The sequence below is a fragment of the Gimesia aquarii genome, from assembly GCF_007748195.1.
Taxonomy (GTDB): Bacteria; Planctomycetota; Planctomycetia; order Planctomycetales; family Planctomycetaceae; genus Gimesia; species Gimesia aquarii.
The window spans coordinates 2,577,037-2,591,260 of the sequence record NZ_CP037920.1; the positions used below are offsets into that span (position 1 = coordinate 2,577,037).

Sequence of the window (14,224 nt, forward strand, 5' to 3'; positions counted from 1 at the left end):
ATGTGGGTTGGGCTGCTTTTAAAACAGGCAACTTCAATTCCAGAACAGTTCAGGTCCCTATTTCTGGAACCAATTATCTCTTAAGATTTTGTTACATTGAGGAGAAATTAAGCGTGAGTGCTAAGAAAGATGACAAACCAGCTGAAGAAACAACGGAAACCGCTCCAGAGGAGGCTCAAGCTCCAGCCCAACAGCAGCAACAGGTCAAAGTCAATGATACTGATGTCGCTGCCAGCTATGCCAATTTCTGCCGTGTTTCAAGTACTCCAGAAGAATTAATTCTGGACTTGGGATTGAATCCACAACCACTTGATCCTGCTAACACAGAGATCAATGTTGGTCAGCGTATTATCCTGAATCATTATACTGCGAAACGATTGCTGAGTGCCCTCTCAATGGCGTTACAAAGGCATGAGCAGGCGTTCGGAGTTTTGGAAACAGACATTCGTAAGCGGGTTGTACGTCAGCAGACCTAGTGTTTTGACACAAAGTAAGTTGAACTAGACTTATTTTCTGACCGTCTCGATACAGCTTTCATCGGGACGGTTTTTTTGTGCGCCAGAAGCACTCATCTTTTACAAGAATTTAGACTTATCATGAGTCGATTCTGGGGTATCATACCTAATATTCTGGTTTTTCCTGAGATTTTGAATAAAAGTTTAGCATCAATTGAGTAGGAAAGCGAAAACGAGTTTGGTAACTTTCTGTATGACAGCGCAAGTCAACTAGAGTGGAGCACTTTAAAACTCTGATGTAAGATATAATACGATATCGTAAGTCCGATTCATACAAGGCTTGTTTCCACAATAAAGCATTTGTTTTTAAGTGCGAATTTTAGATATTTAAGACACGTTCTTCTCTCAGCCCGGAGAGGGCACAATGCTTGATAAACCAGATTCTGCTTCATCCAATTTCAATGGTAATGGTCACCATGAAGCTCAATTACCGACAGAGTTGATCAATGAACTAAGCTCAGAGTCATTGACGTTTGTTGAATCCCTATATACGAGCTATCTGGAGTCACCAGCTTCCGTTTCACAGGAATGGCAGGACTATTTTGCCAGGTTTCCCGCGAAAGTCACCAGAAGTCAAAAATTGAGTTTTGGCCCGTCGTTCAAAAGACATACGATGTTCAATCCTCCCGGGAAGCAGAAGCGGGAGGGATCCGAACGTCAGACAATGAAAATTGCGGATCGTCAGGAACGTCTCGACCAGCTGATTCGAAATTACCGGGTGCGTGGACATATTCTGGCTTCGCTGGATCCACTGGGGAAACAACGAGCCACTCCTGCAGAACTCATGCCCGAATTTTACGACTTTTCAGAGAAGGACTATGATCGAGTCTTTTCCACTTCGTCGTTTGGTGGTCCTTCTCAACGTACTTTGCGGGAAATGATTCAATGGCTGCGCAATACGTACTGTCGATCGATAGGTGCTCAGTTTATGCACATCGACAGTTTACACGTACGCAAGTGGCTGCAAACACGTATGGAAAGTACAGCTAACTTTCTTAAATTCGAGCGGCCGGAAGCAATTCGTATATTACGCCGCTTAACGGACTCAGTGGTCTTTGAAGAGTTCATACAGAAGAAGTATGTTGGTTTAAAAAGCTTCTCGCTTGAAGGGGCAGAAAGTCTAATCCCTTTGCTAGATCTTGCTGTAGAGAAAGCTGGTGAGCAAGGAGTTGATGAAATCGTTTTTGGAATGGCCCATAGAGGCCGTCTCAATGTTCTCACAAATATTATGGGAAAGAAGCCTCGTGAAATCTTTCGTGAGTATGAAGATTCCGTTCCAGAAATCAGCGTTGGTCGTGGAGATGTCAAATATCATCTAGGCTATAGCTCTGACTGGATGACTGAGTCAGGCCATAATGTCCATCTCACACTTTGCTTTAACCCCAGTCATCTGGAGTTCGTGAATCCAGTGGCTATGGGGCGGATGCGTGCCAAGCAGGATCGCTGGGAGAACATTGATCGCACCAAGGGAATTGTATTACTGATTCATGGAGATGCTGCTTTTGCTGGTGAAGGTGTGGTACAGGAGAGCTTGAATCTTAGCGAGCTAAAGGGGTATAGAACCGGTGGAACGATTCATGTGATCGTCAATAACCAGATTGGATTTACGACAGATCCCGCTCAAAGTCGTTCTTCAACCTACGCCACCGATGTGGCAAAGATGTTGCAGATTCCAATTTTTCATGTGAATGGCGAAGATCCGGAAGCAGTAGCCCAAGTTGTCAGGCTGGCAATGGACTTTCGAAAAGAATTCCATCGCGATGTTGTAATCGATATGTATTGCTATCGTCGACGTGGTCACAACGAGGGCGACGAACCCTCTTTCACTCAACCTCAAATGTACAATACTATTGCGAAACGTCCATCAGTTCGAGATAGCTTTTTGCAACGAATGCTAGAACGAAAGTCAGTCACACAAGAAGATGGTGACCGCTTACGAGAAGAGAGTATTTCACATCTGGAAGCAGAACTGGCTGCAGCCAGGGTAGAGAACTATCCACATACGGTTGAACTGCCAGCGGGGATCTGGGCAGGTTATAGAGGAGGAGACGAATTACCTGCTGATCAGGTTGATACAGGAGTTCCAGAGGAGAATCTCGTCAATCTTTTATTAAAGCAGGCTGAGGTCCCAGAAGGTTTTACTCCACATAAAAAAATCCAAAGGCTCTTGAATATCAGAAAAGAGATGGCATCGGGAGAACGGAAGCTGGATTGGGGAACAGCCGAGGGGCTTGCTTTCGCTTCGTTGTTGACAGAGGGATATCGAATTCGGGTGAGTGGTCAAGATGCTCAGAGAGGTACATTCAGCCATCGCCACTCTGTGATACATGATGTGAAAACAGGTAAAAAGTATACACCCCTTAAACATTTAGTAGAGGGGCAAGGAAAATTTGAGGTTGTGAATAGTCCGCTTTCAGAAGCAGGCGTTCTTGGTTTTGACTACGGATACAGTTTAGATTGCCCCGATGGTCTGATAATCTGGGAAGCACAGTTTGGTGATTTCTGTAATGCGGCTCAAGTGATTATCGATCAATTCATTGTGAGTGCCGAAGACAAGTGGCAGCGCTATAGTGGAATCGTGCTTTTGTTACCTCATGGATTTGAGGGACAAGGACCAGAGCATTCCAGTGCACGATACGAACGATTCTTACAAATGGCAGCAGAAAGCAATATTCAGATTGCCGTTCCCACTACGCCAGATCAATTTTTCCATCTATTACGACGCCAGGTCATTCGAAAGTGGCGCAAACCTTTAGTTGTGATGACTCCAAAAAGTTTACTTCGGCATCGGGACGCAGTCTCCAGTTTCAGTTCGATGAACTCAGGATCTTTTTTCAAAGTGATCGCCGATCCTTCGGATATCGATCCCAGTCAGGTAAAACGAATCCTACTTTGTGCTGGAAAAATCTACTATGATCTCAATGAGCATCGCAAGCAGGCAGAACGCGATGATGTGGCAATCGTTCGGATGGAACAACTCTATCCTGTTCCAACAGAAGAGCTGGAAAAGGCGTTAGCTCCCTATCCTGAAGGGACACCCGTTTACTGGGTTCAGGAAGAACCCGAAAATATGGGATCCTGGAGGTTCATTTATTGCCAGTTCAAAGGAAATGTATTTGGCCGACATCCTCTAAAAGGGGTTTATCGCGCAGCGAGTGCCAGTCCGGCGACTGGTTCGGGTAGAAGCCATCAATTTGAACAGGAAATGTTGATCTCAGAAAGTTTTCGAAAAGAAGAGTAAACCTAGCGCCAAATGATGGTTTTAATCGATCAGGTCCCGAAGATGGAAGTGGTGTTTGCCGAGCTTGCCTCCATAGTTGCCGGCAGTGACCTGGAGAATTCCCGGTTGTTGGCAGACCGTTTGTAATCCTACTTTCATTGCCTGCTGAACCGGATCGAACGAAACCCCGTCAATCACAATTTCGTAGACGCAGCCAGTACCCAGAGGCAAATCTGATTTTGTTTGTGCACGGATTGTGGGACAATAAGCGTCATTGGTGCTGGCTTTCAATTTCGAATAGCGCGATCCCACTTTACTGCCACTTCTGACGATTCCGCCTGGGAAAGGAAGGATTGTGTGTTCTACTTTTTGCATTGCTGAAACGGCTGCTTCGGTAGCAAGTAGCCCGTTTTGTTGATCTGTCGCACAAATGATTAGATTGCCTCCTGCTACTCCTTTAAATGATCCTACCTGATCTTCACAAATGAATTCACCATCCATGACTGGAATCCTCCAGAGACGTCGGTTGTCCCATTTTTTGGACACCTGGAAACCATCACCAAAAAAACGTAACTGATTTCCTAAAGCGATGTTTTTTTCCTTGTCCGAGCCTGAATAACCTGAATAACAAGCTGTTGAAGGACAGGTAAGTATGCATTGACCAACACGATTCGTGACTGCTTTTTCCAAGGCCGAACGGCCAAAAGCAAAAAACATCAGACTGACTCCCGGTCGACCATCGGGGCTTTCGTCGGGAGTTAAGAATTTTTCTGTCCCCGCTTCTGCATCACAGGCAATGACGCTCGTCGCATAACCACATACTTCAGCTGCAGCAGTCCTGGCCCAAGACTCTGTCATTGCAGTTACAATGATCCGAGTTCCCACCGTTGTGAAAGCTTCCGCAAAAGTGTCACAAATGGAAATACCGTTTAATTCCAATTCAGTATGAATGTTCAAGTTAATTCTCAAATCATCTGTAAAAACAGATTTTGTCTATCATTTTTTATGTTGATTTTCACGCAAGATCTAAGACTTAGATTAAAAAGTCACTTAATTATTCTCATTAAACATCTCTTTTAATTTGCAGATCCATTTGAATTAATTTGGGAACACTTTTTGCCTTCATCTTTTTCATAATCTTCGCGCGATGTGCTTCAATGGTTTTAAAGCTGACATTCAATATTTCTGCAATTTCACGACTGGATTGCCCGGAAACGACGTGTTCCATTACTTCAAGTTCCCGACGCGTTAGAGACTTTTTTCGTTCCAAAAGTTCTTTGTTTTCTAAGCGGTTCTTTTTATTATTTATATCTCGTTCAATTCCTTTTTGAATATAATCCAGGAGGACCTGATCACTTACAGGTTTTTCCAGAAAATCGACAGCTCCAGCTTTCATGGCACGCACGGCCATGGGAACATCACCATATCCAGAAACAATGACTACAGGAATGTCATAGCCTCGATCCCTGAGTTTTTCTTGCAGTTCCAAACCACTCATTCCAGGAATTCTCACATCAAGTACCAGGCAGCCTGGTGAGTCCGGTGAGTAACTCTCTAAAAAGTCGCTTGCCAGTTCGTGTGTTTCCACTTTTAAACCGACAGACTCAATAAGCCAACGTAACGATTTTCGAATTGCAGGGTCATCATCGACCACAAATACAGTTGCTTCTTTTTCGATTGTCATTTCAGCTAACACCGTGAGTATCTCCATTTTTCAGGGGAAGAGTGATGATAAAACTCGTTCCTGTCTTATTTCTACGAGGGGACAGAGTACCTCCATGAGCCTCAATTATAGTTTGGCTAATAGATAACCCGACACCCAGTCCTTTTTGTTTAGTTGTATAGAATATTTCAAAGATAGATTTTTCTTCCTCTTTTTTCAAACCTATACCACTATCTGTCACAGTAATCAGTAAATTATTATCCTTGTCTTGATCAGACTGAATAAGTAACTTTCTTTCTTCAGGCGGTATCTCAGACATGGCTTCAATGGCATTGAGTAAAAGATTGACCAAAACCTGTTCAATTTGAATTGCATCGCCAATTGTTTCTAATGGTCCCGGACTTAGTTCTAGATGTAAAGCGGTCGAATTTCGCTGGATTTCATGTTCGAGTAAGGAAATGGAATTTTCAATGACGACATTAATATCAAGCGGTTTATACTCGACTTCACTTTTTTGGACGTGACGACGCAGACGTTTAATTGTTTCACTCGCACGTTGCGCTTGTCTTGAAGTTTCTTCAAGTGGTTCTATCAGCGTTTCAAGACTGGTTGTTCCCGAACGAATTCTACGAATACAACCGTTAGTGTAATTGTTAATCGCCGCCAGAGGCTGATTTAATTCATGTGATAATTCTGCAGCCAGTTCCCCCATTGTGGAAAGCCGCGAGAGATGTGCGAGTTCTGCGCGGCGCCTGACTAACTCTTGTTCTGCTTGTTTCTGTTGAGTGATATCTGTGGCAATGACCATTGCGGCAATGGTTTCTCCACCACTTACCATCGCTCCCACCCGACAGGAATAGAGAGCATTCGTTCCATCGGCACTATGCCCTTCCGTGACCATTACCTGTGGTTTACCGGTATCAAATACTTCCTTTAATATTTTTTTTGCTTTCGGGACTTCGGCTTGATTCATATATTTATAGATAGAAGAACCAATAATGTCTTCGATTCCCATATTCGAAATTGTATGGTTAAGGTAGAGGATTGTTCCATCACCATCCAAAGTCAAGATGGTATCTGGTGCATTCGTCACCAGCGAACGCCACTTTGCTTCTGTTTGCTGAAGTGCACGGTAAAGTCGGTTTCTTTTTTTATGTTCTTCATTCAGGATCGCATGCGCATTTTGGAGTTCTGCGGTTCTGGCAATGACTCTGGCTTCGAGGTGTTCATTCAGAGTTTCGAGTTCTTTCAGTGCTTCACGTTCTCTGGTTACATCTTTGATACAGGATAGTAAAAATGTTTCTCCACGGAAATAAATCAGAACTGCTGACAATACCGTACATAAGCGGTTACCTGCAGGATTTATGAAGTCGAAATAGAGGTCACTTACCTTTCCTTCTTTGATTACCGTATCAATCATTTTCTTACGTTGAGCTTCGCTAGGCCAGAAACCGACATCAAAGGCGCTTTTTTTGAGAACTTCTTCACGGCTGCACTCTAGCGCTGACAGAAAGCTGTCATTGACTTCTATAAATACTCCTGTTTCGATTTCTGAGATGCACATCGCAACTGGATTCACCTGGAAAATTTTACTCAAACGTTCTTCAGAAAGGCGAATCTTTTCCTGTGAAGCGATTTTCTCAGTGATATCAATTGCTACAGATAGAAAACCATCTACCTCTTTTTGATCGTCGTAGATCGGGGTATATTCGACATCCAGAATCAAGTCGCCAGTACGTCTTTCAATATGGTTGGCTTCCCCATTCAGGGTTTTTCTGAATATTGAAATTAATTCCTTATCTTCAGCGAACTCTTCTAGAATCGATCTTCCTACCCATTCTCCTGGTTCATAACCAAGCTTTGCAAGGCCACCACCTTCAGAGAGTGTAACGATTCCATTTCGATCGACGGCCCAAATGATCAAGGGGGTATTCGAGAGGAATTTTCTTAAGAGTTTATGATCGAACTCAGCGATACTCTGTAAGACTTCACTGGTTGTCAATTTGGAAAAATTGTCGATTGATGACTGAGAACGAAGAGCCGTATTCTGAGGCGATTCATCGTGCTTCATTCTTCACCTCTTAAACACATTTTCTCGATTTCTTTCGCTACAGTAGATATCAGAACGGTGCATACGCACCGCATGATATGATCATTTCTGGTTACTCATCTCGAGCAAGTCATTTGGTAGGATTATCGATATGTAGATTTATGCACTATCCATTATCCTACACAAGTAATAAGCGAAAAGTCAAACTTTGGTATGGAATGAAATATTGATTCAGGATCAATTGTAGTAGTCTGGATCATGCTCTACATGAAGATCCCTACCTGCTTGTCCACTCAGAGATTGATCCAGTTGCTTATGGTCTGTTAAATCATAATTGAGCGGAGTGACGGTCACAAATCCCTCTGAGAGTTCCTGGATGTCAGTACCATCTTCTAGTTGATGATTAGAAGATGGATCTAATCCACTCCAATAATAAGGTCGTCCGCGTGGATCAGTTCGTTTTTCCATGACATCAATGTGGCGCTTGACTCCCAGAGAAGTCCATTTCACTCCGCGTGGCCAATTTTCTTTGGTTTCTGGAAAATTCACATTCCATAGTCGGCCTGATTTGGAATTTTCTTTCAGTAGCCTTTGAATAATGGGAATGCTCTGCACGGCACATTCATCATAATCAGGTTTGATGTCATTGGAGAAGCTGCTGGCAGCAGAAACTGCAATAGAAGTAATCCCAGCAAAAGCGCCTTCAATCGCGCCAGCAACGGTACCTGAATAGAGTACATTGATGCCTACATTCGAACCAGAGTTAATCCCACTAACAATGAGATCTGGACGTCGCGGACAGAATTCCAGAATGCCCAGCTTTACACAATCTGCCGGACTACCGGCTACGGCCCAACCCCAGTGCTTCTCTCCTTCGTACTCCTGGTGTACCATGAGAGGGTGTAAATAAGTAATGCTTAAACCGACTCCACTTTGTTCAGACAAAGGAGCAACGACTTCTACCTCTCCCAATGTCGAAAGTGCTTTTTGTAAGCTACGGATACCAGGAGCATGAATGCCATCATCGTTGGTTAACAATATTTGCACAAAATTACCTCAAATCAAGAAAGAAACCAGTTTTCAATAGAAATGAAGATTCCTACTCTGTAATCAGTGAGTGATACTTTTCATTTATCTAAGGACATCTTATCTGAATGACCACTTTAAATACACCGCCGCGACTGTTTGCTATTATTCCTGCCGCTGGAATGAGCCGTCGCATGGGAATGCATAAGTTGCTACTTCCTCTCGGTAAGGAAACAGTCATTCAACGATTGGTTCGGGTATTAAACGTCTCTTTTATTACAAAGATCATTATTGTTGCCCGAAAAGGGGATGATCTTTTAAAAGCACATCTCTCTGACTTAGACATACAATTAATTCAACCTGAAATCGATCCCCCCGACATGAAAGCCAGTGTACAACTTGGATTGAGATGGATCGACTCTCATTATCATCCGGCTGAAGATGATAGCTGGTTGTTAATTCCAGCAGATCATCCTGTTCTCAGTCATTCTGTTATCGAGGACCTGAATCAAGCCTGGCAGAGCAGTCAGGCTTCAGTCATGATTCCCACATTTCAAAATCGAAAAGGCCATCCTGCTTTTTTTCGTTGGTCTGTTTCGGTTGACGTTTTTCAACTCTCAAACGATGAAGGAATTAATGCTTTATGGAATAATCAAAGAATTGTTCCGCATTTATTTGAATGTATTCATCCGGAAATACTGATTGATCTGGATACACCAGAAGATTATGAGCATGTGAAGCGACAATATTCGTTCGATATCTGAACTCTAATCCATCCAATCATTTAGATGTTTCTATATCAAAGACACGTTGATAAATTCGTGTGTGGATTTAAGTACTCATGTTGATATCTCGCAATAGTTTAAGTCTCAAATATGTTGATTTTGTGAAACTTTGCAGGTAGTAACGATTATAAAGTGAAACAAGAAAAGACCTCTCAACTAAAGTGACATATCCCCCTTTTTTCCTCAAGTTGCCAAAACTATGTGATCTATGTTTGAGTGCTAGATGTAACAATCCGATGCGATTTTGTTTTTTCCATATGAGACGTCAGCTTTTGGTTTGCATCTTTTTTCTGGTCATGTCAATAATGCAGACAGTCATGTATGAAATGGAAATTCGGAAAACGCACGCTTTCATCATGTGACGAAACTTTTTTGGAGGGGAAAAAATGAGTAAAACCTTGGCCTTGGCATTTGCCACTGTGGCGATGTTGGCTGTCAACGATTCCGCTGAAGCTTGCAGGTATTTTGGAGCAGCAAGTTATAACTGTTGCCCTACGGTAGCCTGCCAACCGACTGCTTGTTATACGGCCTGTCGCGTTGAACGCAAAACATGTTATCGAACTGTTTATGATACTGTTTTAGAGCCTCAGCAGTATACCGCCTATCGTACGGAATATGAGACAGTTTATGAAGACAAGCAGGAAACCTGTTATCGCATGGTAAATGAAACTGTTTACCGAGATGAAGAATACACGGTACAGAAGCCTGTATTTGAAACATCTGAACGTGAAGAACGTTACACAGTGCGACGCCCTGTCATGGAAACGAAGTACCGCGATTGCAGTTACCAGGTACAGCGTCCTGTGTGGGAAAACCATGAGCGCGAGTGCCGTCGTACGGTAATGCGACCTGTTGTGGAAACAATCGAACAGGAATGCCGACGAACGGTAATGCGTCCAGTGACTGAAACCGTTAATCAAGAACGTTGTTACACTGTGATGAAACCGGTAACGACATACCGAACCGTCCATCGTTTACGTGGAGTTTGGGAAACTCGTCAAATTAACAAACCTGGCAAGTGTCGCCCCTGCTGGTCGACAGATGCGTGTGGACGGCCTGTAATGAGCATGGTGCAAACTCCTGGTCGAACTCACTGCCGTAAGGTTTGGAGACTGCGAAGAGTTGCCTGTCAGGTTCCTTGCACACGGTATGTTCCTCAGGTCGTTCGTCAGAACTGTCCAGTTCAGGTGACACGATACGTTCCTGAAGTGATTGTGAACAAAGTGCCTGTTAAAGTTTGTAAAATGGTTCCTGAAGTGGTTGTCACAAAGGTTCCTTACCGAACTTGCCGTTGGGTTACTGAAACTGTAGCACAAAAAGTTCCTTATCAGGTTTGTAACTGGGTTTGCGAGGAAAAAGTTCGCAAAGTTCCCGTTCAAACTTGCAGAATGGTTTCTGAGAAGTGCACCAGAAAAGTCGCTGAGTGTGTTACTCGAAAAGTTCCTTTTACTGTAACACGTCGTATCGCACGTTGCGTTCCTAAACAGGTAGCCGTCAATTGTACTCGATACGTTTCAAAATGTGTTGCCCGTAAGGTTCCTTACGAAGTTTGCACGATGGTTCCTACGACAGTTTGTCCAACAACTGCCTGTGCAACAGGTGATTGTAATCTTGCTCCAGAAAGTCGGGAATCGGCCAAGCCAATCGCTCCTAAACCAGAGCCTGAAGCTAATCCGAAAACCGCACCGGCGAAACCAAAGGTTTCAGCCTGATTCTGACGAGTTCGTTGGATGTTAATTCAAAAGAAGCAGGTTTATTTATTAAACCTGCTTCTTTCTTTATATAATCTAACTCTGACAGCCCAATATAACAAAAAAGAACAATCTCTTTCTCATCACTGTTGAGTCTTATCTTCCGTTTTCGGAAGGTAGTCCTTCTGCACCACAAACAATGTCACAAGAAGTGTTTCTGTCACAATCATCAAAAGCATCATCAAACTCACTGCCGAGTACATAACTTTTTGTTTTGCCGCGGCTGCCTGCCCAGAATCCAGTAAATGCATATGTTTGATTGAGAGCGCCAATGGCGTTAGAAACGTCGTTTAACTCTGTATTGACGGCGACAGCCACTTCGCTTAGACCAACGATCATGGCCAATACAGCAATTGTTAAAACCAAGACAAGTTCAGCAGAAACGATAAAGCCTGCTTCGTCATTGTACAGACGGTGCATGATATGCAACATTTTTGAGTCCCCTTAAATGGTAGTAGGCGCCGAAACTTTGACTTTCGGCAGAGTGAGAGAGTGTTTCTTTTCGTGAGAGAGTAGAAAACATTTTTAGCCGATTTGTTTTGAGATATCGCTCAAACAAAACTGCCGGAAATTATTTACGCAGGGTATGTGCCAAAAGGGCAGTCATGATGAGCAAAACACTAGAATTGAGGATTCAGGAGAGGTTATATCTATAGCAATAGATTATATTTACGACTATTTGTGTTTGAAAGGGTTCAAAACATCAATTACAGGCAACTCTTGCGAAATGTAAAGCAAAATGAACATGTTTCTGTACAAAGTGTTTTACCCTTTGATCGTAAAAAGAGCTATTGTAAAGCTTGAGGGTTTGATACGTTTGGAGTAGATTTTTTTGGAATTATGGAGTCAAGGCTTCAGAAGTGGTTACAACAACAGCACCAGTTACCAAATCACAGGTCGTGTTCAGATCACAGTCATCAACAGCGTCATGAAAGCGAGAGCCAGCAACAATGCTTTTGACTTTGCCATCCACACCATCAATACCAAAAGTACTTCCTAAGAATCCGGTATATGCGTAACTTTGATTCAAAGCTCCGATGGCATTTGAGACATCGTTCATTTCTGTATTTACAGAAACTGTCACTTCGCTGAGTCCGACGATCATGGCTAAGACAGCAATCGTCAAAACAAGAACTAATTCAGCAGAAATGACAAATCCACCTTCTTCATGCCATAAAGTATGTATCATGATTTTTGATTCCGTTTGTGAAAGACTCTGTTCAAGAAAATCCCGAACAGAGTCATCCAAATTAATTAACACTCAATTTATAGATTAGGGTGTTTCTGCTACAGTCACACCGGCAACACCTGTGACCAGGTCACAAGTCGTGTTGAGGTCGCAGTCATCAATGGCATCATTCCATCGTGAACCAGCAACAACACTTTTCGCTTTTCCATCGCAAAAACTGCTACCTGAAAAGCCTGTGAATGCATAGCTCTGATTCAAAGCTCCGATGGCATTTGAGACATCGTTCAATTCTGTATTGACAGAAACTGTCACTTCGCTGAGTCCGACGATCATTGCCAAAACGGCAATTGTCAAAACAAGAACTAATTCCGCAGAAATGACAAATCCACTTTCTTCATACAATAAAGCCCGCATCATAATATTTGTTCCTTTTATGAAAAAAGACTCTGCTCAGGAAAGCTCCTGAACAGAGTTGTCCAAATTCAAGAAAAACCCAAATTATGATTAGGGAGTTTCTGCTACAGTCACTCCTCCAACACCTGTAACTAAATCGCAAGTTGTGTTGAGGTCGCAATCATCAATGGCATCATTCCATCGTGAACCAGCATAGTGGCTCTTAAGTTTTCCACCGTCACCCTGAAAACCAGTGTAAGCATAGCTCTGGTTTAATGCTCCGATGGCGTTTGAGATGTCATTTAATTCAGTGTTAACAGCAACAGCAACTTCGCTCAGTCCAACGATCATAGCCAATACAGCGATGGTCAGAACAAGAACTAGTTCTGCTGAAATTACGAAACCTGCTTCATCATTCCAAAGTTGATTTAACATTCTAGTGAGTTCCTTGGTTTTTAAAATTAATTGAGAGACTAACTTGAGGATTGATTTCTATAACTCTGAAAAAAGAAAATTCAGATGAGAAAACAATCCACAACAAAAAATAAATATTACGGGTGTAATATCTATCCCTGAACCGGAATATGAGCGTTAGCTCCATTCAGGCACATGTGTGAAATTACTGGCCGGTAATTTCACGGTACAAACTGCAGTATTGTTTCTTTGAATGATCCAGTAAGCACACGTTATGACCCGTGGAGCAATGGAAGCCCAGTAAATGACGTAGTTAACATCATTTGCATTGGATGCTCTCTCACCTTCATACAATGCAGATGGCTTCTCTTCTTCTTTCGGGGACAAATCACATGAAAATGAAGAAGCCTCAACACGGGTCACAACGCTGCGAATCAATGAGTGATTTCTATTTGCTAACTCAGATCTATGTATTTCTTCTTATTGAATTTGAATCGACTTATTTTACTCCGCTCGATTCATGTCGCAGTCGGTGTGCCAGATCTTGGTGAAGAATTGATTACAGAACTCCACAGAGGGTGTGTTACAAAAGAAACACGTCTATGAAATCGATACAAATGTAATCAGCAATAGAATTTAGATAGAGTGACTTTGAGTGAGTGACAAAGACGTAGAAAGAGTGGTTGGTTGCTTTTAGGCAACCTGTCTTATCAATGATTTTGAACAGTGTGTTAAAGAGACTGTCAAAATATTGAGTGTATTTTAAACATGGAAACCAGTTAGAGGAGTTCGTTCTCTAATTAGGTCTGGTTCCAATTGTGAGGATTATTACGGAGTTTCAGCTACAGTGACAGCAGCGGCACCAGTAACTAAATCACAGGTGGTGTTCAGGTCGCAGTCATCGACTGCATCGTTAAATCTGGAACCTTCAACTACGCTTTTTAGTTTACCGCCGACTCCATCAACGCCTCGAGAACTTCCTGTAAAACCTGTATAGACAAAACTCTGATTTAAAGCTCCGATGGCATTTGATATGTCATTTAATTCTGTGTTAACAGCAACAGCAACTTCGCTCAGTCCGACGATCATAGCTAAAACGGCAATCGTCAGTACCAGGACTAACTCTGCTGAAATCACAAATCCACTTTCTTCATGCCATAAAGCGCGCATCATTTTGTTCCTAAAGACTCTGTCCAGGAAAACCCTGAACAGAGCCAT

The 14,224-nt window shown here is 42.7% G+C and carries 13 protein-coding genes; 4 read left to right on the forward strand and 9 right to left on the reverse strand.

Annotation, left to right across the window (positions count from 1 at the left end; genetic code table 11):
- The first annotated feature begins 113 nt into the window (after window positions 1-113).
- Complete coding sequence (locus V144x_RS10295; protein WP_144985082.1) at window positions 114-476, forward strand: DUF3467 domain-containing protein; 363 nt, start codon at window positions 114-116, stop codon at window positions 474-476.
- Between the two features lie 403 nt (window positions 477-879).
- Window positions 880-3,756 carry a 2-oxoglutarate dehydrogenase E1 component gene (locus tag V144x_RS10300; protein WP_144985083.1) on the forward strand — a complete coding sequence of 959 codons (2,877 nt, stop codon included), beginning with the start codon at window positions 880-882 and terminating at the stop codon, window positions 3,754-3,756.
- A gap of 21 nt (window positions 3,757-3,777) precedes the next feature.
- Here V144x_RS10300 and fhcD read toward each other — a convergent pair whose 3' ends face one another.
- From fhcD to surE, 4 genes are all read right to left on the reverse strand, one after another.
- Complete coding sequence (gene fhcD, locus V144x_RS10305; protein WP_144985084.1) at window positions 3,778-4,692, reverse strand: formylmethanofuran--tetrahydromethanopterin N-formyltransferase; 915 nt, start codon at window positions 4,690-4,692, stop codon at window positions 3,778-3,780.
- Between the two features lie 106 nt (window positions 4,693-4,798).
- Window positions 4,799-5,431 carry a response regulator transcription factor gene (locus V144x_RS10310; RefSeq protein ID WP_232102779.1) on the reverse strand — a complete coding sequence of 211 codons (633 nt, stop codon included), beginning with the start codon at window positions 5,429-5,431 and terminating at the stop codon, window positions 4,799-4,801.
- Complete coding sequence (locus tag V144x_RS10315; RefSeq protein WP_144985086.1) at window positions 5,421-7,469, reverse strand: PAS domain S-box protein; 2,049 nt, start codon at window positions 7,467-7,469, stop codon at window positions 5,421-5,423. Before V144x_RS10315 ends, V144x_RS10310 begins: the two co-directional genes overlap by 11 nt.
- Window positions 7,470-7,685: 216 nt before the next feature.
- Complete coding sequence (gene surE / locus V144x_RS10320) at window positions 7,686-8,495, reverse strand: 5'/3'-nucleotidase SurE (RefSeq protein WP_144985087.1); 810 nt, start codon at window positions 8,493-8,495, stop codon at window positions 7,686-7,688.
- Between the two features lie 107 nt (window positions 8,496-8,602).
- On the opposite strand from surE, the gene V144x_RS10325 reads away from it, so the two are divergent.
- Window positions 8,603-9,238, forward strand: coding sequence for a nucleotidyltransferase family protein (locus V144x_RS10325; RefSeq protein WP_144985088.1), 636 nt, complete (start codon window positions 8,603-8,605; stop codon window positions 9,236-9,238).
- A gap of 407 nt (window positions 9,239-9,645) precedes the next feature.
- Window positions 9,646-10,971 (forward strand): hypothetical protein, encoded by a 1,326-nt coding sequence (locus V144x_RS10330; RefSeq protein ID WP_144985089.1) that lies wholly within the window; start codon window positions 9,646-9,648, stop codon window positions 10,969-10,971.
- Window positions 10,972-11,106: 135 nt separating this feature from the next.
- Here the strand turns inward: V144x_RS10330 and V144x_RS10335 are convergent, their stop codons facing one another.
- The 5 genes from V144x_RS10335 to V144x_RS10355 form a co-directional block, all read right to left on the reverse strand.
- Window positions 11,107-11,442, reverse strand: a complete 336-nt coding sequence (locus tag V144x_RS10335) for a hypothetical protein (protein ID WP_144985090.1) — start codon at window positions 11,440-11,442, stop codon at window positions 11,107-11,109.
- Between the two features lie 406 nt (window positions 11,443-11,848).
- Window positions 11,849-12,199, reverse strand: coding sequence for a hypothetical protein (locus V144x_RS10340; protein ID WP_144985091.1), 351 nt, complete (start codon window positions 12,197-12,199; stop codon window positions 11,849-11,851).
- A gap of 84 nt (window positions 12,200-12,283) precedes the next feature.
- Window positions 12,284-12,616 (reverse strand): hypothetical protein, encoded by a 333-nt coding sequence (locus V144x_RS10345; protein ID WP_144985092.1) that lies wholly within the window; start codon window positions 12,614-12,616, stop codon window positions 12,284-12,286.
- Between the two features lie 87 nt (window positions 12,617-12,703).
- Window positions 12,704-13,027, reverse strand: coding sequence for a hypothetical protein (locus V144x_RS10350; RefSeq protein WP_144985093.1), 324 nt, complete (start codon window positions 13,025-13,027; stop codon window positions 12,704-12,706).
- A gap of 807 nt (window positions 13,028-13,834) precedes the next feature.
- On the reverse strand, window positions 13,835-14,179 hold the full coding sequence (locus tag V144x_RS10355; RefSeq protein ID WP_144985094.1) for a hypothetical protein: 345 nt from the start codon (window positions 14,177-14,179) through the stop codon (window positions 13,835-13,837).
- Window positions 14,180-14,224 lie beyond the last annotated feature (45 nt).

Bases quoted from the DNA above. Each gene is read 5' to 3' on its own strand.
- V144x_RS10345 (WP_144985092.1), bottom strand. From the start codon at position 12,616: ATGATGCGGGCTTTATTGTATGAAGAAAGTGGATTTGTCATTTCTGCG.
- V144x_RS10335 (WP_144985090.1), bottom strand. From the start codon at position 11,442: ATGTTGCATATCATGCACCGTCTGTACAATGACGAAGCAGGCTTTATC.
- V144x_RS10325 (WP_144985088.1), top strand. From the start codon at position 8,603: ATGACCACTTTAAATACACCGCCGCGACTGTTTGCTATTATTCCTGCC.
- V144x_RS10340 (WP_144985091.1), bottom strand. From the start codon at position 12,199: ATGATACATACTTTATGGCATGAAGAAGGTGGATTTGTCATTTCTGCT.
- V144x_RS10300 (WP_144985083.1), top strand. From the start codon at position 880: ATGCTTGATAAACCAGATTCTGCTTCATCCAATTTCAATGGTAATGGT.
- V144x_RS10350 (WP_144985093.1), bottom strand. From the start codon at position 13,027: ATGTTAAATCAACTTTGGAATGATGAAGCAGGTTTCGTAATTTCAGCA.
- V144x_RS10315 (WP_144985086.1), bottom strand. From the start codon at position 7,469: ATGAAGCACGATGAATCGCCTCAGAATACGGCTCTTCGTTCTCAGTCA.
- V144x_RS10330 (WP_144985089.1), top strand. From the start codon at position 9,646: ATGAGTAAAACCTTGGCCTTGGCATTTGCCACTGTGGCGATGTTGGCT.
- V144x_RS10355 (WP_144985094.1), bottom strand. From the start codon at position 14,179: ATGATGCGCGCTTTATGGCATGAAGAAAGTGGATTTGTGATTTCAGCA.